The following is a 19,366-nucleotide window of genomic DNA, read 5'->3' on the forward strand; positions in this document are numbered from 1 at the left end:
CTACTTGCTCCTGCGCCCGAACTGGAACCAGCGGCGGCGCTGGGCCTTGGTCGCCCCCTCCGGCGGCTGGGTCTGGCCTGTCGGCGCAAAGACTGCGACGCTTTGGGCATAGACGATAACCGGATTGTCCTGCTCATGCACCGCAAAGGCATCGGTCTCCGCCCCGGTGTCGAGAATCCGAGACCAATGCTGCAGTCCGTTCACCTCGGGCAGGTGGATCTGACAGTCGCCGCCGGCGTTGAAAACGAGGAAAAGGTCGTCCATCGTCTCGGTATCGGGCGCATGCACGCTCCTCGAGAGATAGACGCCGAGCACCTGCAATCCATCGTCGTTCCAGGCGCCGTCGTCCATGAAGCTGCCGTCCGGCTTGTACCAGGCGATCTCGATGCGGCCATCCTCGCTCACCTCCCCGGTCAGGAACCTTTCCTGGCGCAGCACCGGATGCGCCTTTCGGAAGGCGACGGCCTGGCGGCAGAAATCGAGGAAGGGATCGTCGAGCCCGTCCCAGCCGGTCCAGCCAATTTCATTGTCCTGGCAATAGGCGTTGTTGTTGCCGCCCTGGCTGTTGCCGAGTTCGTCGCCGGCCAGGATCATCGGCACGCCCTGGGAGAGCATCAGGGTCGCGATCATGTTGCGCCGGCGCCGTGCCCGCGCTGTGTTGATGTCGGCATCATCGGTCGCGCCCTCGGCGCCCATATTGTCGGAATGATTGTCCGAATGGCCGTCGCGGTTGCCCTCGCCGTTCGCCTCATTGTGCTTGCCGTCGAAGGAGACCGTATCCATCAGGGTGAAACCGTCATGGGCGGACAGAAGGTTGACCGAGGAGGTAGCACCTCGGTCCGAATGGTTGAACTGCGGCGCCGAGCCGGTGACGCGGGCCGCCACCTCCGACACCATGCCGCCATCGCCCTTCCAGAAACGGCGCACGTCGTCGCGGAACTTGTCGTTCCACTCACGGAAGGGATGCGGGAAACCGCCGACCTGATAACCGCCCTCGCCGATATCCCAGGGTTCGGCGATCAGCTTGACGCCGGAGAGGATCGGATCCTGCCGGATGGCGCCGAAGAAGCCGCCCTGGCGGTCGAACTCCAGATCCTGCCTCCCGAGCGTGCTGGCGAGATCGAAGCGGAAGCCATCGATATGCATGACTCCGACCCAGTAGCGCAGGCTGTCGAGCACCATCCGCATCACCATCGGATGGGCGACATTCAGCGTATTGCCGGTGCCCGTCGTATCGAAGGTGTGGCGGGGATCGTCGGGGGAGAGGATGTAATAGCTGGCATTGTCTAGGCCGCGGAAAGACAGCGTCGGCCCTTTCTCGCTGCCCTCGGCGGTGTGGTTGTAGACCACATCCATGATCACCTCGATGCCGGCGGCATGGAACTTCCGCACCATGGTCTTGATCTCGGTGATCTTGTCGCCGGACATGTAGCGCGATTGCGGCGCGAAGAAGCCGAGCGTCTGGTAGCCCCAATAATTGCTGAGGTTCTGTTCCAGGAGATATCGATCGTCGAGGAAATACTGGATCGGCAAAAGCTCGATCGCCGAGATGCCGAGCTTGACGAGATGATCGATGATCGGATCGCTGCACATGCCGAGAAAGGTGCCGCGCAGCCGGTCGGGCACTTTCGGATGGGTCATCGTCAGGCCGCGCACATGCGCTTCGTAGATGATGGTGTCGGGCCAGGGACGGCGGATCGCCTCTTCACCCGCCCAGTCGAAATCCGGATCCTGCACCACGCCCTTGACCATGAAGGGCGCGCTGTCGCGCTCGTCGAAGGAAAGGTCGTCTTCGCCGATCTGATAACCGAACAGGGCGTCGTCCCATTTCAGGTCGCCCGTCACCTGTTTGGCATAGGGGTCGAGCAGAAGCTTGTTCGGATTGAAACGGTGGCCGGCGCCCGGGTCGTAAGGACCATGGGCGCGATAGCCATAAACGGTGCCCGGCCCGACACCGGCGATATAGCCCGACCAGATGTCGCCCTCGCGTTTCGGCAGCGGCATCCGCGCGATCTCGTTTTTTCCGTCGGGTGAAAAGAGGCAGAGCTCTATCTGTTCGGCATGCGCCGAGAAGATGGCGAAGTGAGTGCCGGAACCCGTATACTCCGCGCCGAGTTCCGGCTTCAGGAAGTCGAGTTCCGAAAATGAAAAGCTCATGATGCCCCGCTCAATGAAAAGACCAAGCGGGAAACGTTACGGTAGTTCGAAAGTTCCCTCGTCCAAGGGAAAAGGGCAGATGCTGTGCGCCGGAGGAAGGTCCTACGGCATCAGCTGGCCGCCATTGACCTCGATGATCTGGCCGGTGATGTAGCCGGACAGCGTCGGCGAGGCGAGGAAGAGATAGGCGCCGACGCAATCTTCCGATGTGCCGACGAAACCCATCGGGATCGATTTGCGCTGCAGCTCCATCTGCTCGTCATTGGTATAACGCTCGTGGAAGGGCGTGGCGATGACACCAGGCGCCACCGCGTTGACCCGAATCCTGTCGGCGACGAATTCCTTGGCATGGCCGCGGGTGATCGTCGAGACGAAGCCCTTCGATGCCGCATAAAGGATTGCCCCATTGCCGCCGCCGTTGCGGGCGGCAATCGAGGTGGTGTTGATGATGAAGCCGCCCTGCTTCTTCAGCCAGGGATGGGCCGCACGCGTTGCCGCCAGCACTGAGCGGGCGTTGAGATCCATGACCGCGGCATAATGCGCGTCGGTATATTCCGAGGTCGGCTTGCGCCCCAGCATGCCGCCGGCATTGTTGATGAGCCCGTCGAGATGGCCGAAGGTCTTCGCCGTCTCTTCGACGACACGCTCGGTCTCGCCTTCCCTGGATACATCACCCTGGATCAGATGCACGGTGCCGCCGGCAGCCCTGATCTCTTCGGCAAGCGCCTCCGCCGGCTCGCGGCTGGCATTGTAGTGCACGCCGACCTTGGCGCCCTGCGCCGCAAAAGCGCGGGCAAGCGCCGCCCCGATGCCTGTGGAGGCGCCGGTGATCAGCACGGCCTTGCCGGCGAGGTCCGGCAGTTTGATCGATGCGAGCGATTGGGCAAGTTCTACCATGGCTAAGACAGTCTCCCGAAAAACCAATGACATAGGTGATGAAACAGATTGGGGAAGTCTATCAGCCGAAATCGGCGAAGGGCAATGCACGAAAGCGGGAGATTTCCACTGTGGGGATTGTATGGGACCGACCCAAGACCCTTCCCAAACCCTCTCCCGTTTGGGCAGGGATTAGGAGGGGTAAACGGCCGCGTGGCGGATCTCACCAATTTCCATCTCGTTACGAAGACGTCCCCAAGGCCGGCTGCGGCTTCTGGCGCGCGAGTGGTGGGAATGCTAGCGCGATCGCCGCAGCCCCGAGGCCAACCATCGCCGAGCCGATGAACAGCCAGGAATAATTGGCGAAGGTGTCGAAGATCCAACCGCCGATAAGAGGGCCGAAGGCCATGCCGAGGCTGGAGAGCATCGTCGCCGCGCCCAGGACGGTGCCGATGATGCGCTGGCCGAAATACTCCCGCGCCAGCACCGCATAAAGCGGCATCACGCCGCCATAAGCGCTGCCGAAGACGATGGCGAGCGCATAGAATTGGGTCAGTTCGCTGACGAGGAGATAGGTGGCAAGTGCGCCCGCCTGCACCAGCAGGCCAGCGACCAGCACCGGCTTCACCCCTATCCGGTCAGCAAGGGTGCCATAGAGCAGCCGGCCACCGAGGCCCGCCAAGCCTTCGACGCTGTAGATGCTGACAGCCGCCATCGGGGCGACGCCGCAGATCGTCGCATAGTTGACCATGTGGAAGATCGGGCCGGAATGGGCCGCGCAGCAGGCAAAGAAGGTCAGGCCGAGCACGATGAACTGCGGCGACCGGAGGACTTTCGACAGCTGTGGCCGGGCGCCCGCCGCGGCAAACTCGGTGCCGGCATCGACGGTTTCGGCCGGCGGGCGCCGAACCAAGAGGGCCACCGGCACGAGCAGCACCCAGGTTGCAATGCCGATGATCAGCATGGCGGGGCGCCATTCATAGGCAGAGATCAGCCAGCGCGCGAAAGGCGAGATCGTCATCGGCGCAACCCCCATGCCGGCGGAGACGAGCGACACGGCAAGGCCGCGGTTTTCGTCGAACCAGGCGGTCGTCGCTGCGATCATCGGCGCGAAGAAGGCGCTGGCGGCGAGGCCAACGAGGATGCCGTAAGTCAGCTGGAACTGCAGCAGCGTTTCGGCCCGGCTCGCCAGAACCAGCGCCAGGCCGAGCAGCACTGAGCCGATCATCACGACGATGCGCGGGCCGAAGCGGTCGCTTGCCGCCCCCCAGAGGAAGCCACCAAAGCCCATGACGATGAAATTCAGCGTCATCGCACTGGCGATACCGACATGCGACCAGCCGGTGGCAGTCGCGATCGGTTCCTGGAAAATCGCCAGCGAGAACATCGCGCCGATGGCTACGCACGACATCAACGCGCCGACGGCGACGATGACCCAACGATAGGAAACACCCATGGCTTCAAACCTCCATGCCGACAGAGTGATTGCGCCGCACAGCTCCTCCGCCGCGCTCCTCGCAATCTAAAGACGTTCGGACTGCTGGGATTTCGACAGCGCGCTCACATCTTTTTTCCCGTGCAGTCCTATAGGGTACGAAACATCACTAATGCGTCGACATAACCCTCACTCGGATGAAGGAAAACGCCGGGAAGGCGGCCGACGATTTCGAAGCCGAGGGATTGCCAGAGCTCAACGGCGCGGCGGTTGCTGCTGACGACGAAATTGAACTGCATGGCGCGAAAGCCGCGGGCGCGGGCGTGCTGCAGGGAATGGTCATGCATGCGGCGGGCAACGCCGCGGCCGGCCGCAGCGGGATCGGTCATGTAGCCGCAATTGCAGACATGGCGGCCGCCGCCGGCCTGATTGGCCTTGATGTAATAGGTGCCGAGGATGACGCCATCCTCTTCGGCGACGAAGGTCTCGCGGTCCTTCCCCATCCAATAGGCGAGCGCATCGGCTTCAGGGAGATCGCGATCGAGCGCATAGGTCTCACCGGCGCGGACCGTCGGGCCGATGATCCTCCAGATGGCATCTCGATCGTCGTTTTCTGCGGGTCGGATCAGCATGCCCGATTTCTACAGAAGCCGGGCATCGGGCGCAACGTTCTCAAACCCTTTCGAGCGCGATCGCAATGCCTTGGCCGACACCGATACACATGGTCGACAGCGAATATTTTCCGCCGGTCTCCAGAAGCTCCAGCGCTGCCGTGCCGGTGATGCGGGCGCCCGACATACCAAGCGGATGGCCGAGCGCGATCGCGCCACCGTTGCGGTTCACCCGCTGGTCGTCATCGGCAATGCCGAGCGCCCGCAGCACCGCCAGCCCCTGGCTGGCAAAGGCCTCGTTGAGTTCGATGACGTCGAACTGTTCCTGGCTCATGCCGAGCCGGGCCATCAGCTTGCGCGAGGCCGGGATCGGGCCGACGCCCATCACCCGCGGCGGAACGGCAGCCGCCGCGCCGCCGAGGATGCGGGCGATCGGCGTCAGGCCATATTTTCGCGCCGCCGCTTCCGAAGCGACGATCAGCGCCGCCGCGCCGTCATTGACGCCGGAGGCATTGCCTGCGGTCACCGTGCCGCCCTCCTTCTTGAAAGGTGTGGCGAGTTTCGCCAGCGTCTCGATCGTCGTCGCGCGCGGATGCTCGTCCTTGTCGACGATGACGGGATCGCCCTTGCGCTGCGGGATGGTGACGGCGACGATCTCCTTCGCCAGGCGTCCGCTCGCCTGGGCGGCGGCGGCCTTCGCCTGGCTGCGCACCGCAAAGGCATCCTGGTCCTCGCGGCTGACTTTATAATCCTCGGCGACGTTCTCGCCGGTCTCCGGCATGGAATCGACGCCGTATTGCTTCTTCATCAGCGGGTTGACGAAGCGCCAGCCGATTGTCGTGTCGTGGATTTCGGCCGCCCGCGAAAAGGCCGTCTCGGCCTTCGGCATGACGAAGGGCGCGCGCGACATGCTTTCCACACCGCCTGCGATCATCAGCTCGGCCTCGCCGGCGCGGATGGCGCGCGCCGCCGTGATCACCGCATCCATGCCGGAACCGCAGAGCCGGTTGATCGTCGTGCCCGGAACGGCAATCGGCAGCCCGGCGAGCAGTGCCGACATGCGCGCGACATTGCGGTTGTCCTCGCCTGCCTGGTTGGCGCAGCCGAAGATCACGTCGTCGACGGCGTCCAAATCGACGCCGCCGTTGCGCTGCATCAGCGCCTTCAGCGGAATGGCGCCGAGATCGTCGGCGCGCACCTGGGAGAGCGCGCCGGCGAAGCGGCCGATCGGCGTCCTGATATAGTCGCAGATAAAGGCTTCGGTCATGGCTTTTCCTCAGAGTTTCGGAACGACGAGGTCGGCAACCGGCCCATCGACATGGAGGGCCGCGCCGGTCATCGCCTGCAATTCCTCCTGCGACATCGCGGCCAGCTTCTCCCGCAGGACGAAGCGCCCGTCGACGATGTCGATGACGGCATGGCTGGTATAGACGCGGGTGATGCAGGCCACACCAGTTAGCGGGAAGGTGCATTTCTCCACCAGCTTCGGCTCGCCGGTCTTGGTGACGTGCTCGGTGATGACGCAGACCTGCTTGGCGCCGTGCACCAGATCCATGGCGCCGCCGACGGCCGGCACACCTTTGCTGCCGACGCGCCAGTTGGCGAGATCGCCGCTCTGCGCGACCTGATAGGCGCCGAGGATCGCGACGTCGAGATGGCCGCCGCGCACCATGGCGAAGCTGTCGGCATGGTGGAAGAAGGCTGCGCCCGGCTTCAGCGTCACCGCCTTCTTGCCGGCATTGATCAGATCCCAGTCCTCTTCGCCTTCGGCCGGCGGCTCGCCGAAATTCAGGATGCCGTTCTCGGTGTGGAAGATCGCTTCGCGGCCGGGCGGCTGATAGCGGGCGACCATTTCGGGAAAGCCAATGCCGAGGTTCACATAGGCGCCGTCGGCAATATCCTGCGCGGCGCGCCAGGCGATCTGCGCATTGGAGAGCTTGATGTCTTCTCTGATATCGACGGTCATACGTAGGCCACTCCGGCTCGAATGAGCTCTTCTTCCTGCTGCGGACGGGGAACGGCGACGACACGGTCGACGAAAATGCCGGGTGTCACCACATGCTCGGGATCGATGCCGCCGGCCGGCACGATGGATGAAACCTGGGCGATCGTCTTGGCCGCCGCCATGCACATCAGCGGATTGAAGTTGCGGCCGGCCTTGTTGTAGGTGAGGTTGCCATTGATATCGCCGATCTCGGCTTTGACAATGGCGAAATCGGCTTTCAGCCAACGTTCCTGCACATAATGGCGGCCGTCGAATTCGGCGATGACCTTGCCGTCAGCGAGTTCCGTGCCGTAGGCCGTCGGCGTGTAGAAAGCCGGAATGCCGGCCCCGCCGGCGCGGATGCGCTCGGCCAGCGTTCCCTGCGGCACCAGTTCGAGCTCGATTTCGCCCGCCAGATATTTGTCCGTGAAGGCGCGCGGATCCGACGAGCGCGGGAACGAGCAGATCATCTTTCTGACCATGCCGGCATCGATCATCGCTGCAATGCCGATGCGCCCATTGCCGGCATTGTTGTTGATCACGGTGAGGTTCTTCGGCCCCCTGTCGATTAAGGCATGAATGAGCTCGATCGGCGCACCCGAGCCGCCGAAACCACCGATCATGACGGTAGCGCCGTCGCCGATCTCGGAGACGGCCTCCGACGTGCTCCCGATTGTCTTGTCCATGCAGATTTCTCCTTGGCGAGATCGAGAACTGGTCCTCCCGTCCTCCAGGGTCAGGCATAAGGCGGGAGGGGACCCGCCGCAAGAGATTTGTGCGTTATTTGACTTTTGTTCATATATCGCACAAATTCGATGAATCGATTGGAGAACCGACCATGCGCGAAACGGATTTCGTCAGCGGCTTTGCCCGCGGCCTGAAAGTCATCGAAGCCTTTGGCGAGACGCGGCAGCGACTGTCGATCGCCGAGGCCTCGAAGCTGACGGAGCTCGACCGCGCCACCGTGCGCCGTTCGCTGCTGACGCTGGCCGAACTCGGCTATGCCGATTATGACGGCAAGTTCTTCACCCTGACGCCGAAGATCCTGCGGCTTGGCCATGCCTATCTCGCGGCGACGCCGCTGCCGGCGCTGTTGCAGCCGCATCTCGATCATCTCTCTGAACGAGCCGGCCAGAGCGCCTCGGCCTCGGTGCTCGACGGCACCGAAATCGTCTATATCGCCCGCGCCTCGCAGCGCCGCGTCATGTCGATCAATCTCACCCCCGGCAGCCGCCTGCCCGCCTATTGCGCCTCGATGGGCCGCGTGCTGCTCGCAGCCCTCACTGAAAACGAGGCGCGGGCCATCCTTGCCCGCAGCGAGCTAAGACAAAATACGCCGAAGACCCGAACCGACCCTAAAGATCTCATCGCCGAATTCCGCCGTGTGCGCGCCGAGGGTTATGCGATCATCGACCAGGAGCTGGAGATTGGCCTCTGCTCGATTGCCGTGCCCGTCGAAAACGACCGCGGCGAAACGGTTGCGGCGATCAATATCGGCGCGCCGGCCGCCCTCGTCCCGGCTGCGGAGATGAAGGAGCGTTATCTGCCATTGCTGAAGGAAACCCAGGCCGCATTGCGGCCGCTGCTGCGCCGGTGACGGCAAGCAGGGAAAAAGGGGCGGCCCCGGTCGGCGCCGGGGCCGCCCGCAATTGTCAATGCGTCAGGTCGAGCGCGGCTGTGAGGTCACCCATCGGCGGCTGGCCGTTATCACCAAGCGCCTTGTCACGGGCGACGATTCCCGGCAGCACCGGCAGATCGTAACGCGCGGTGATGAAGCGGATGATCGACGTCGTGTCGTACTGAGTGTGGTCGACGGTGCCGTCCTTGGCGAAGGGCGAGATGATGAAGGCCGGAATGCGGTTGCCCGGCCCCCAGCGGTCGGCCTTCGGCGGCGCGACGTGATCCCAGAAGCCGCCGTTTTCGTCATAGGTGACGATGACGAGCATATGGCCCCATTGCGGGCTCTTCTCGAGATGGGAGACGATATCGGCAAGATGCTGGTCGCCGCTCGAAACATCGGCATAACCGCCATGTTCGTTGAGGTTGCCCTGCGGCTTGTAGAAGGAAACGGCCGGCAGCTTGCCCGCGTCGATATCCCCAAGGAAGGCTTCGCCCGCAAGGCCGCCGTCCTTCAAGTGCTCGGCGCGCGCCGGTGTGCCGGGCGCGAAATTGGCGAAATAGTTGAAGGGCTGATGGTGGAACTGGAAGTTCGGCACCGGCGTGGCGTTCTTGCCGTCGAGGGCTGCCTGCCAGGCGCCGCCATACCAGGCCCAGCTGACGCCCTTCACCGACAGGAGGTCGCCGATAGTGATCGCATGCTGCGGCGGCAGCGTCGTGGCGGCCGCGGGGTCGGCCAAAGCAGGATCCCCATCCTTGGCCGGCGGGTTGGCGCTCGGCTGATAGGGCGGCTGCATGGTGTTGACGGCGTAGAAGTCGGGGGTCAGCGTGCCATCGGAGACGAATTTCGGGGCGCCTTCCAGCGCCGATTTCGGGGCGTTTTCGGCCACGGTCAAGGACGTGCCGTCGGCACCGACCTTGGCGATCACAGGCTTGGCCGGGCTCTTGTCGGCATCCGGATAATAGGGTGCGCAGGCGCAGACCAGCGCGAAGTGATTGAGGAACGAACCGCCGAAGGCGCCCTGGAAGAAATTGTCGGCAATGACGTATTTCTGCGCCACCTGCCACATCGGCAGGATGGAGCCGTCATAATGGCCCATGACCAGGCTGCCGGAATCGGCCCAGGCGACGAACTTGTCGTTCTTGCCGCCGTCGATCTGCATCTGCTCCTGATAGAAGCGGTGCCAGAGATCGCGGGTGATGACCGACGGCGCCTGGGCAAAACCCTTCGGATCGTCGATCGCGAAGCTGGCATTGGCGAGATGGGCCGACTGCGCTTCGGTGATCGCGGGCGTCACGCCCTTGGCGGTCAACCCGCCCCAGGCCGGCGGCAGTTCGAAAAGCGGTTGGCCGTCGCGGTCGAGCTGGCGCGCCTGATCGGCGCCGACATTGGAAAGGCCGTTGGCGCCGGGAAAGCTGCCGTAGAGATTATCGAAGCTGCGGTCTTCGGCATAGATGACGACAATATTGTCGATCTTGTCGTAACCGGCCGGTGCGGCATGGGCTGCCGTCACCATGGCGAGCGGCATCATCGCCGAACCGGCAAGACAGAGGGCGTTCAGAAGTTTCAGTCTTTTCACGGGGTGAGACCTCATGGCTAGGGGCGTTGGCTAGAGGGAGCGGGAAACGCTCGGGGGCGTACTGACGCTAGTCCCGCCGCCTATCAGCTTTGTGACACCAGCGTTACAGCGACGCCGCAGCCCAACCACCGTCATCAATCTGTGCATCAAGGTTCGATCATGATCAGAATCTATCTAAGCTACTGGAATCCTTATCATGACGACAAAGACGGTTTGGCCTATGCGGCCCGGTTTGGCGATCGGCCTGGGCGCCGCGGCCCTCTGTCTGGCCATTCTGCCGCTGCGGCAAAGCAGCGCGGCAGCCGTCCTCGGTGTGCATCCCGGACCGATGTCGCGCGCCGAAGCCTTTGCCCGGGCCGAAACGCTCACCGCGCTCGGCCGCAAGATATTCTCAGATCCTTCGCTATCGGCCTCGGGGCTGCAGGCCTGCGCTTCCTGCCATGATCCCGCTCACGCCTTCGGCCCGGCCTCGGCCAAACCGGTCGAGATGGGCGGCAGGGAGATGAACGAGCCGGGCCTGCGCACCGTTCCGACGCTGCGTTATCTGCAGTCGGTGCCTGCTTTCACCGAACATTTTTACGATTCCGAGGACGAGGGCGACGAAAGCGTCGACAACGGCCCGACCGGCGGCCTGACCTGGGACGGCCGCGTCGATCACGGCGCAGACCAGGCCAAGATCCCGCTGCTCTCACCCTTCGAGATGGGCAACAAGGAAGCGGCCGAGGTCGCGGCCAAGCTGCGCAAGGCGCCCTATGCCGATGCCATCAAGGCGGCCTTCGGCGAGAGCGTGTTCGACAATCCGCAGGACACATTCGACGCCGCCACCGAGGCGCTCGCCACCTTCGAGCAGAGCGGCCCGGACTTCTATCCCTATTCCAGCCGCTACGACGCCTTTCTCGCCGGCAAGGCGACGCTGAGCGCCCAGGAATTGCACGGCCGGCAGCTGTTCGAGGATCCCGCAAAAGGCAACTGTTCGAGCTGTCACTTGAGCGAACCCGCCAATGACGGCGAGCCGCCGCAATTTTCCGATTTCGGCTTCCTCGGCCTCGCCGCCCCCCGCAACATGGCGATCTCGGCCAACAGCGACCCGAACTATCACGATCTCGGCCTCTGCGGCCCGCAGCGGACCGATCTTGCCGGATACAGCGAATATTGCGGCCTGTTCCGCACGCCGACGCTGCGCAATGTCGCGCTGAAGAAGAGCTTCTTCCACAATGGCTATTTCCACACGCTGCGCGACGTCGTCTCCTTCTATGCGACCCGCGACAGCGATCTCGGCCGCTGGTATCCCAAGAAAGCCGACGGCACGATCCACAAATACGACGACCTGCCGCAAGCCTATTGGGACAACCTCAACCAGGACCCGCCCTTCGGCCGGAAGCCAGGCGACGCCCCGGCCCTCACCGACCCCGAAATCGACGATATCGTTGCCTTCCTGGGGACGCTGACCGATGCCGACCTGCAGCCAAAAATCAGCGGGCATTGACCGGCCGGCGAACTGCCCTTGCTGGGGTCTGACGGACGGAAACACATCTCGTCACCGTTGCTTGAGAACATGCAATCAATGATTTATATGCTGTCATTGATGAATGGAGGCAATGATGGCCAGCATGACGATCCGAAATCTCGATGAGGGATTGAAGCAGCGGCTGCGCGTCCGCGCCGCGACGCATGGCCGTTCAATGGAAGATGAAGCACGCGATATTCTGCGTACGGCACTTGCGACCACGGAGCCAGCAGCGCGCAATCTCGCCGATACTATCCGCGCCCGCTTGCAATCGGTCGGGGGCGTTGAGCTCGAAATTCCGCCCCGGCAGCCGATCCGGAACGCGCCGGACTTTGACGCGTGATCATTCTCGATACCAACGTCATTTCGGAACTGCTTACACGCGCACCGAATGCGGCTGTTAGCAAATGGCTGGGCGTACAACCTGCATCTTCGGTGTTCACGACCGCGATTACCGAAGCGGAAATTCTATATGGCTTGCGCCTCCTTCCTCACGGTCGGCGCCGGAGTGATCTTGAAACAGCAATCCTGCCAATATTCAACGAGGATATGAGCGGCCGCGTCCTGCCATTCGATCGTGACGCGGCAGACGTCTACGCCATCATTGCCACCGATCGCCGCAAGGCTGGCAGGCCGATCAGCCAGTTCGATGCACAGATCGCAGCCATCACAATCTCGCGCGGCGCTTCGCTCGCAACGCGCAACGTGTCCGATTTCGAGGGAATGGGCTTACAGATCATAAATCCGTGGGAAAACCGCTAAAACGCGCCTCCCAACCACACATATTATCACCCTCGGCGCAGGAATCCCCACTTGATGTATCACAATTCTCGATATACATCATTTCTCCGGGAATTCTTGGGGGAATGATGGAACGTTCGTTTTTGACGATTGCCGCCGGTGAGAATAATACGGCGATACGGGCGCTTTCGGCGCCGGCGCGGGTCGAGATGTTGAAACTGCTCTGCGCCAAAGGGCCGACGAATATCAATGATATTGCCCAAGCGCTTTCCCTGCCGCAATCGACTGTCGCCACCGGCATCCAGATTTTGGAAGAGGCGGGGCTCGTCGAATCCCGGCTGGCGAAGGCCCGCAAGGGCAACCAGAAGATCTGCTCGGCGGTCTATAGCGAAATCCTGATCAGCTTCGAGGAAAGTGCCGCGCAACGTGCCAACAATATCATCGAAGTCGAGATGCCGGTCGGGCTCTATACCAGCTGCGATGTACATGCGCCGTGCGGTCTTTGCTCGAGCGAAAGTGTCATCGGCCCTCTCGATGTGCCCGACTATTTTCTTGATCCGCAGCGCATGCAGGCCGGGCTCGTCTGGTTCGGCCGGGGCTATGTCGAGTATAAATTCCCCAACAATGCCAAGGTCTTGAACAAGGATATCCGCGCCATCGAATTTTCGCTGGAGCTGTCGTCTGAGGTGCCCGGCACCAATGCGGACTGGCCCTCCGACATTACGCTCTGGGTGAACGGCATGGCGATCGGCACCTGGACGTCTCCAGGCGATTACGGCGATAAGCGCGGCGCCTTTACACCGGCCTGGTGGAAGCTCGAAGGCTCGCAATATGGGATGATGAAGACCTGGCGCATCTCGACCCGCGGGACCTTCATCGACGGTGTCGCCGCCTCGAATGTCACGCTCGGGGACCTGGCGCTTGGCCAGCACTCCTCCATCCGGCTGCGCGTCGGCATCGCCGAAAATGCCGGCCATACCGGCGGCGTCAATATTTTCGGCCGCGGCTTCGGAAATCACGGGCGCGACATCATCATGCGGCTGCATGTGTGATCGATCGATATCGGAAATGCTGATTTGAAAAGCACGCATTTTTCCGAATTTTACGAAATAGAAATTCCATTAACATTTTGAGTTTGCATGATATTTTTCGAAATTCAAATTAGTATGATAAAACCCGCAAGTTGGTTGACAGAACGACTTTCCTGATATCAAGTTGGAGGCAAGAAAACAAAATTCCTGATACATAAAACGGGAGGATCCGTTGAAGACCAATGTCGTTGCCCACCGCGATTTCCGCATCGCGACCATTGACGCCAGGCTCTACAGCTCGTTTCTCGAGCATCTCGGCAGAGCGATTTACGGCGGCATTTACGAGCCCGGACATCCCACAGCCGACGAGGACGGGTTCCGCCGTGACGTGCTCGATCTGGTGCGTGATCTCGACACGCCCTACTGCCGTTATCCCGGCGGCAATTTCGTCTCGGCCTATAATTGGGAGGATGGCGTCGGCCCGCGTTCGGAGCGCCCGGTTCGCCTCGATCTTGCATGGCGCACCCGCGAAGCCAATCAGATCGGCGTCAACGAATTCGTCGACTGGTGCAAGAAGGCCAATACCAAGCCGATGCTCGCCGTCAATCTCGGCTCGCGCGGCCTGGATGCCGCCCGCAATTTCCTCGAATATTGCAACCATCCCGGCGGCACTTATTATTCCGATCTGCGCCGCAAACACGGCTGGGCCAATCCGCACGATGTCAAATTGTGGTGCCTCGGCAACGAGATGGACGGCCCCTGGCAGGTCGGCCACAAGTCGGCCTATGAATATGGCCGACTGGCGGATGAAACGGCCAAGGCCATGCGCGGCTTCGACAAATCGCTGGAACTGGTGGTCTGCGGCTCCTCCAATTCCGATATGAAGACCTACCCGGATTGGGAGGCTCAAGTCCTCGAGCAGTGCTATGACAGCGCCGACCATATCTCGCTGCATATGTATTTCGCCAACCGCGAGAAGAACACGCTCAACTATCTCGCCCGGGCGACGAAACTCGACCGTTACATCACCACGATCGGCGGCGTGATCGACTATATCAAGGCGAAGAAGCGTTCGAAGAAGACGATCGGCATTTCATTCGACGAATGGAACGTTTGGTATCATTCCAACCAGCAGGACAAGGAGATCCTGGCGCGCGACGAGTGGCCGGATGCGCCGCATCTGCTTGAAGACGTCTATAATTTCGAGGACGTGCTGCAGGTCGGCGGCATCCTCAACACCTTCATCCGCCGCTCCGACCGGGTGCGCATCGCCTGCATCGCCCAGCTCGTCAACGTCATCGCTCCGATCATGACCGACGACGGCGGCGCTGCCTGGCGCCAGACGATCTATTACCCCTTCTATTACGCATCCCGATATGGCCGCGGCGCAGCCCTGCAGCTGGTCGTCGATGGCCCGACCTATGACAGCGACGAGGAGAACGACGTCCCCTATCTCGATGTCTCGGCAGTCCATTCCGAAGACGGCAGGAGCCTCACCTTCTTTGCCGTCAACCGCCATCCGCAGACCGCATTGGATCTCGATGTGCGGCTGGAAGGCTTCGGATCCGCCCGGGTGATCGAGCAGGTGGAAATGACCCATGGCGATCTCCAAGCCGTCAACACGGCTCAGCGGCAAGACACGGTCGCGCCGGTCAATGTCGAGACCGCCAAGATCGAGGACATCAGGTTGCGGGCGGCGCTGAAGCCGCTGTCCTACAACGTCATTCGGCTGTCGGTGTGACAGCTGCCGCCGGGTAAGGCCATTGGCCCGGCTGAAGAGGTTCGGTTCGACTGCGAGGAGGCAGGCGGCCGGAGGGATGGTTCGCTAGGGGCGGTCTGGACCTTAAGTCCTGATGCCTCTGCAAACCGACAACCGCGACGTTCCCATGCGTGCCTTTGCGGCCGCCGTATCGTCGCTTTCTAGGGAGGAGTTCATGCAACAGTTGAAGAGGCTCGCATTTGGCGTCGCGCTGGCCGCACTCGGCCTGACGGCGGCGGCCAAAGCCGATGACTATACCTCCTTGCCGCGCAAGGAGACGCTCATAGTCGAAAATCCGGAAGGGACGATCAAAAATCCCGGCTGGTTCAACATCTGGGTCAATGCCGGCGCCGGTGTCTCCACCGGTCTGCAGCAGCTGACCATGGATACGCTCTGGTATATCGACCCCGAGCAAGGGCTTGGCGGCGCGACCTGGGATAATTCGCTGGCCGCCGACAAGCCCCAATATAACGCCGACTTCACCGAAATGACCGTGAAACTGCGCAAGGGGCTCTTCTGGAGCGACGGTGTCGAGTTCACGGCCGACGACGTGGTCTATACCGTCAAGACGCAGATGGATCATCCCGGCATGGTCTGGAGTGCGGCTTTCTCGGTGCAGGTGGCAAGCGTCGAGGCGACCGATCCTCAGACCGTGGTGTTCAAGCTGAAGAAGCCGAATTCGCGCTTCCACGCCCTTTTCACCGTTCGCTGGAACGGCGCATGGATCATGCCCAAGCATGTATTCGAGAAGGTCGCCGATCCGCTTCGCTATGATTTCGCCAATCCGGTTTCGCTCGGCGCCTACAAGCTCAAGGCCTACGATCCTCAAGGCAAGTGGTATACCTGGGAGAAACGCGACGACTGGCAGAAGACATCGCTTGCCCGCTTCGGCGAGCCGGCCCCGAAATATGTAACTTACGTCGATCCCGGCCCGCCGGATAAACGCACCATCGCCCAGCTCGAGCATAATCTCGATATCATCCATGACAACACGCCGGAGGGCATGTTCACCCTCAAGGAGAAATCCAAGTCGGTCGAGACCTGGTTCCCGGGCTTCCCCTTCGCCCATCCGGATCCGACGCTGCCGGCTGTCATTTTCAACACCCAGGACCCGACCTTCAACAATCCCGACGTGCGCTGGGCGCTGGCCCTGCTGATCGACATCAAGGCCGTCGACATGGCGAGCTATCGCGGCACCGCGACGCTCTCGGCACTCGGTGTGCCGCCGACGGCGATCGCCATGAAAGACTATCAGGCGCCGATGCAGGATTGGCTGAAGGATTTCGAGATCGACACCGGCAAGCAGAAAATCAAGCCCTACGACCCGACGATCGGGCAGCAGGTCGCCGATCTGCTGCGCAAGCAGCCGAAGTTCAAGGACCAGATCCCGACCGACCCCGAGGCGATCAGCACGGCCTTCGGCTATGGCTGGTGGAAGCCGAACCCGCAGGCTGCCGCCGAACTGCTTGAAAAGGCAGGCTTCAAGAAGAGCGGCGGCAAATGGATGACCCCTGATGGTCAGCCGTTCAGGATCCGGATGACGGTCGAGGGCGACACGCGCTCCGTCTTCACCCGGGCAGGCACGCTGATTGCCCAGCAATGGGCCGCCTTCGGCATCGATGCCAAAGCCGTACCGACGACCAACCTCTGGCAGGTTGCACTGCAGCCCGGCGATTTCCAGGTGGCGATTGCCTGGAGCGTCGAGACCTGGGGCGGCGATCCCGACCTGTCCTTCTTCCTCGACAGCTGGCACTCGCAGTTCGTGGCCAAGAAGGGTGAGAACCAGCCGCCGCGCAACTGGCAGCGCTGGAGCAATCCGGAGCTCGACAAGATCATCGAGACGATCCGCGGCATCAGTGCCGACGATCCGAAGGGCATCGAGCTCGGTAAGGATTATCTGAAGCTGGTTGCCCGCGAAATGCCGACGATCCCGCTGATGTCCTATAACGTCTTCACCTCGATGGATACGACCTATTGGACCGGTTATCCGACGATCAAGGACCCCTATACCGACCCGGTGCCGAATTGGGCCAACTCCAGGCTGATGATGGTCAAGCTGAAGCCGGCCCAACCGAAATAATCCTCCCAACGCCGGCGCTTTAGCCACGCGCCGGCTCCTTATCGGCGGGCTCTGCCCGCCGATCCTTTCCATCGATGCCGTCCAATCGATGAAAGGAGAACCAGAGAGGAACCACTGCCTTATGACGCCCTATCTAATCTTTGTGCTGAAGCGTTTCGGTCAGTTTCTGCTCGTCGTCTTTCTTGGCGTCAGCATCACCTTCTTCGTCACTCACCTGACCCCGATCGATCCGGTCGAAGAAAGCATAGGCGCCATTACCCAGATGGGGCAGTCCGATCCGAATGCGATCGAACTGATGCGCCAGTCGCTGCGCGAGCTTTACGGCATGGAGGGCTCGATCTGGCAGCAATATCTGCACTTCTGGCTGCGGCTTGCGACCGGCGATCTCGGCCCCTCGCTGTCTGCCTTCCCCACACCCGTGTCCACCATCATTATGCGGTCCCTGCCCTGGACGATCGGGCTGATGACCGTCTCGACGCTGATCACCTTCGTGCTCGGCAATGCGCTCGGCGCGCTCGCCGGCTATTACCGGAAGAACATGGTGCTGAAGGCGGTCAGCCTCGTCTGCATCGCCCTGCTCCCCATTCCCTATTATATCCTGGCCTTCGTGCTGCTCATCCTGTTCGGCTATCTCTGGCCGGTGCTGCCGATCAATGGCGGCTACGAGATGAATGCCAATCTGGATCTCTCCTTTGCCCTGGTGCTCGATATCCTTAAACATTCCATCCTGCCGGCACTGTCGCTGATCCTTGTCGGCGCCGGCAGCTGGCTGATCGGCATGCGCGCGCTGGTGTCCAACATCATCACCGATGACTACGTCGTCTTCGCCGAGCTCGGCGGCGTTCCGAAGCGGAAAATTCTCCGCTCCTACATCGCCCGCAACGCCATGGTGCCGCAATTCACCGGGCTTGCCATGTCGCTCGGGGCGATCTTCAACGGCACCGTCATCACCGAAATCGTCTTCGGCTATCCCGGCATCGGCAACCTGTTGATTTCGGCGGTGCATGCCGGCGATTACAGCCTGGTGCTCGGCCTCAGCGCCTTGTCGATCGTCGGCGTCGCCGCCGCCGTCTTCATCATCGACATTCTGAGCCCGCTGATCGACCCGCGCATCAAGGTGGAATAGGCCATGTTTACCATCATCCGCGACCTCGCCCGCCAGAACCTTGAATTCCTCTGCGGCCTGCTGCTCTTTGCCGTCATCGTCGGGTTCATCATCCTGTCCTATTTCTCGCCCTACGCCCCGACGGACATCTATCTTCTGCCGCCCGACATGCCGCCGGATGGCGACTATTGGCTCGGCACAACATCGCGCGGCCAGGACGTGTTCTGGCAGCTGACGACGGCCCTGCGCAACACCTTGTATTTCGGCATCGGCGTCGCCTTTCTCTCGCGCATCATCTCGCTGGTCGTCGGCCTCGTCGCCGGTTATGCCGGCGGCGCGGTCGACCGGGTGCTGATGGCGATCAACGACAGCATCATGGTCATTCCGCAATTTCCGCTGCTGATCCTGTTCTATTTCGTGCTGAAGGACAGCATGACCTGGACGGTGCTGATCGTCATCATGGCTTCGCTCGGCTGGTCCTACGATGCGCGTCTCATCCGCTCGGTGGCGATCGGCCTGAAGACCAGGCCATTCACCACCCAGAGCGTCTATTCCGGCATGAGCATGCGCAAGATCCTGGTCGAGGAGCACCTGCCCTATGTGCTGCCGATCGTCTTCGCCACCACGATGAACAACATGATCTGGTCGATCGGCATGGAGATCACCCTTTCGGTGCTCGGGTTCACCGATATCGAGACGCCGACCATGGGCATGATGATCTACTGGGCCAACGCGCATTCGGCGCTGATCGCCGGAATATGGTGGTGGGTGGCGGCCCCCGTCGCCGTCATCGTCATTCTGTTCCTGGCGCTCTTCCTGCTGTCGATGTCGATGAACGAATACAATGATCCGCGCAGCCGGCTGAACCGGATGGGAAGTTAGC

General features: G+C 61.9%; 17 protein-coding genes. 9 read left to right on the forward strand and 8 right to left on the reverse strand.

Going from position 1 to position 19,366, the window contains the following annotated elements:
- The 7 genes from glgX to CO657_RS30085 all read right to left on the reverse strand — a co-directional run bounded on the left by glgX (nt 1) and on the right by CO657_RS30085 (nt 7,749).
- Nucleotides 1-2,157, reverse strand: coding sequence for a glycogen debranching protein GlgX (glgX, locus tag CO657_RS30050; protein WP_054184714.1), 2,157 nt, complete (start codon nt 2,155-2,157; stop codon nt 1-3).
- Between the two features lie 102 nt (nt 2,158-2,259).
- Entirely contained in the window at nt 2,260-3,054 is a 795-nt protein-coding gene (locus CO657_RS30055) for an SDR family NAD(P)-dependent oxidoreductase (RefSeq protein ID WP_003594508.1), read from the reverse strand.
- A 220-nt stretch (nt 3,055-3,274) separates the two neighbouring features.
- A complete protein-coding gene (locus CO657_RS30065) occupies nt 3,275-4,489 on the reverse strand; it encodes an MFS transporter (protein WP_003594507.1) in 1,215 nt (404 codons plus the stop codon).
- A gap of 128 nt (nt 4,490-4,617) precedes the next feature.
- Nucleotides 4,618-5,100: a GNAT family N-acetyltransferase gene (locus CO657_RS30070; protein WP_003594505.1), complete on the reverse strand. Its 483-nt coding sequence runs from the start codon at nt 5,098-5,100 to the stop codon at nt 4,618-4,620.
- 40 nt (nt 5,101-5,140) lie between these two features.
- Nucleotides 5,141-6,346, reverse strand: coding sequence for a 3-oxoadipyl-CoA thiolase (gene pcaF, locus CO657_RS30075; protein ID WP_003594503.1), 1,206 nt, complete (start codon nt 6,344-6,346; stop codon nt 5,141-5,143).
- Between the two features lie 9 nt (nt 6,347-6,355).
- Entirely contained in the window at nt 6,356-7,045 is a 690-nt protein-coding gene (locus tag CO657_RS30080; RefSeq protein ID WP_003594501.1) for a CoA transferase subunit B, read from the reverse strand.
- The gene (locus CO657_RS30085) at nt 7,042-7,749 is read right to left on the reverse strand and encodes a 3-oxoacid CoA-transferase subunit A (RefSeq protein ID WP_054184713.1); all 708 of its coding nucleotides are present in this window, start codon (nt 7,747-7,749) and stop codon (nt 7,042-7,044) included. The genes CO657_RS30080 and CO657_RS30085 overlap by 4 nt, the downstream gene beginning before the upstream one ends.
- A 152-nt stretch (nt 7,750-7,901) precedes the next feature.
- Here CO657_RS30085 and CO657_RS30090 point away from each other — a divergent pair, with 152 nt between their 5' ends.
- On the forward strand, nt 7,902-8,660 hold the full coding sequence (locus CO657_RS30090) for an IclR family transcriptional regulator (protein WP_003594497.1): 759 nt from the start codon (nt 7,902-7,904) through the stop codon (nt 8,658-8,660).
- Nucleotides 8,661-8,715: 55 nt separating this feature from the next.
- Here the strand turns inward: CO657_RS30090 and CO657_RS30095 are convergent, their stop codons facing one another.
- A complete protein-coding gene (locus CO657_RS30095; RefSeq protein WP_054184712.1) occupies nt 8,716-10,260 on the reverse strand; it encodes an acid phosphatase in 1,545 nt (514 codons plus the stop codon).
- Nucleotides 10,261-10,456: 196 nt separating this feature from the next.
- On the opposite strand from CO657_RS30095, the gene CO657_RS30100 reads away from it, so the two are divergent.
- The 8 genes from CO657_RS30100 (at nt 10,457) to CO657_RS30135 (ending at nt 19,365) form a co-directional block, all read left to right on the forward strand.
- Nucleotides 10,457-11,746, forward strand: coding sequence for a cytochrome-c peroxidase (locus CO657_RS30100; RefSeq protein ID WP_054184711.1), 1,290 nt, complete (start codon nt 10,457-10,459; stop codon nt 11,744-11,746).
- A gap of 115 nt (nt 11,747-11,861) precedes the next feature.
- Entirely contained in the window at nt 11,862-12,110 is a 249-nt protein-coding gene (locus CO657_RS30105) for a FitA-like ribbon-helix-helix domain-containing protein (RefSeq protein WP_054184710.1), read from the forward strand.
- On the forward strand, nt 12,107-12,529 hold the full coding sequence (locus tag CO657_RS30110; protein ID WP_003594489.1) for a type II toxin-antitoxin system VapC family toxin: 423 nt from the start codon (nt 12,107-12,109) through the stop codon (nt 12,527-12,529). Before CO657_RS30105 ends, CO657_RS30110 begins: the two co-directional genes overlap by 4 nt.
- 104 nt (nt 12,530-12,633) lie before the next feature.
- Nucleotides 12,634-13,560 carry an ArsR/SmtB family transcription factor gene (locus CO657_RS30115; RefSeq protein WP_172643320.1) on the forward strand — a complete coding sequence of 309 codons (927 nt, stop codon included), beginning with the start codon at nt 12,634-12,636 and terminating at the stop codon, nt 13,558-13,560.
- A gap of 211 nt (nt 13,561-13,771) precedes the next feature.
- On the forward strand, nt 13,772-15,280 hold the full coding sequence (arfA, locus tag CO657_RS30120; RefSeq protein ID WP_003594486.1) for an arabinosylfuranosidase ArfA: 1,509 nt from the start codon (nt 13,772-13,774) through the stop codon (nt 15,278-15,280).
- Between the two features lie 193 nt (nt 15,281-15,473).
- On the forward strand, nt 15,474-17,378 hold the full coding sequence (locus tag CO657_RS30125; protein ID WP_054184709.1) for an ABC transporter substrate-binding protein: 1,905 nt from the start codon (nt 15,474-15,476) through the stop codon (nt 17,376-17,378).
- A gap of 121 nt (nt 17,379-17,499) precedes the next feature.
- A complete protein-coding gene (locus CO657_RS30130; protein WP_003594484.1) occupies nt 17,500-18,504 on the forward strand; it encodes an ABC transporter permease in 1,005 nt (334 codons plus the stop codon).
- 3 nt (nt 18,505-18,507) lie between these two features.
- A complete protein-coding gene (locus CO657_RS30135; protein ID WP_054184708.1) occupies nt 18,508-19,365 on the forward strand; it encodes an ABC transporter permease in 858 nt (285 codons plus the stop codon).
- Nucleotide 19,366: the final 1 nt, after the last annotated feature.

This window comes from Rhizobium acidisoli (genome assembly GCF_002531755.2).
GTDB classification, from domain to species: Bacteria; Pseudomonadota; Alphaproteobacteria; order Rhizobiales; family Rhizobiaceae; genus Rhizobium; species Rhizobium acidisoli.

Excerpts from the sequence above, each read along its gene's own strand:
- glgX (WP_054184714.1), bottom strand. The coding sequence starts at position 2,157 with ATGAGCTTTTCATTTTCGGAACTCGACTTCCTGAAGCCGGAACTCGGC.
- CO657_RS30055 (WP_003594508.1), bottom strand. The coding sequence starts at position 3,054 with ATGGTAGAACTTGCCCAATCGCTCGCATCGATCAAACTGCCGGACCTC.
- CO657_RS30065 (WP_003594507.1), bottom strand. The coding sequence starts at position 4,489 with ATGGGTGTTTCCTATCGTTGGGTCATCGTCGCCGTCGGCGCGTTGATG.
- CO657_RS30070 (WP_003594505.1), bottom strand. The coding sequence starts at position 5,100 with ATGCTGATCCGACCCGCAGAAAACGACGATCGAGATGCCATCTGGAGG.
- pcaF (WP_003594503.1), bottom strand. The coding sequence starts at position 6,346 with ATGACCGAAGCCTTTATCTGCGACTATATCAGGACGCCGATCGGCCGC.
- CO657_RS30080 (WP_003594501.1), bottom strand. The coding sequence starts at position 7,045 with ATGACCGTCGATATCAGAGAAGACATCAAGCTCTCCAATGCGCAGATC.
- CO657_RS30085 (WP_054184713.1), bottom strand. The coding sequence starts at position 7,749 with ATGGACAAGACAATCGGGAGCACGTCGGAGGCCGTCTCCGAGATCGGC.
- CO657_RS30090 (WP_003594497.1), top strand. The coding sequence starts at position 7,902 with ATGCGCGAAACGGATTTCGTCAGCGGCTTTGCCCGCGGCCTGAAAGTC.
- CO657_RS30100 (WP_054184711.1), top strand. The coding sequence starts at position 10,457 with ATGACGACAAAGACGGTTTGGCCTATGCGGCCCGGTTTGGCGATCGGC.
- CO657_RS30105 (WP_054184710.1), top strand. The coding sequence starts at position 11,862 with ATGGCCAGCATGACGATCCGAAATCTCGATGAGGGATTGAAGCAGCGG.
- CO657_RS30115 (WP_172643320.1), top strand. The coding sequence starts at position 12,634 with ATGATGGAACGTTCGTTTTTGACGATTGCCGCCGGTGAGAATAATACG.
- CO657_RS30125 (WP_054184709.1), top strand. The coding sequence starts at position 15,474 with ATGCAACAGTTGAAGAGGCTCGCATTTGGCGTCGCGCTGGCCGCACTC.
- CO657_RS30130 (WP_003594484.1), top strand. The coding sequence starts at position 17,500 with ATGACGCCCTATCTAATCTTTGTGCTGAAGCGTTTCGGTCAGTTTCTG.
- CO657_RS30135 (WP_054184708.1), top strand. The coding sequence starts at position 18,508 with ATGTTTACCATCATCCGCGACCTCGCCCGCCAGAACCTTGAATTCCTC.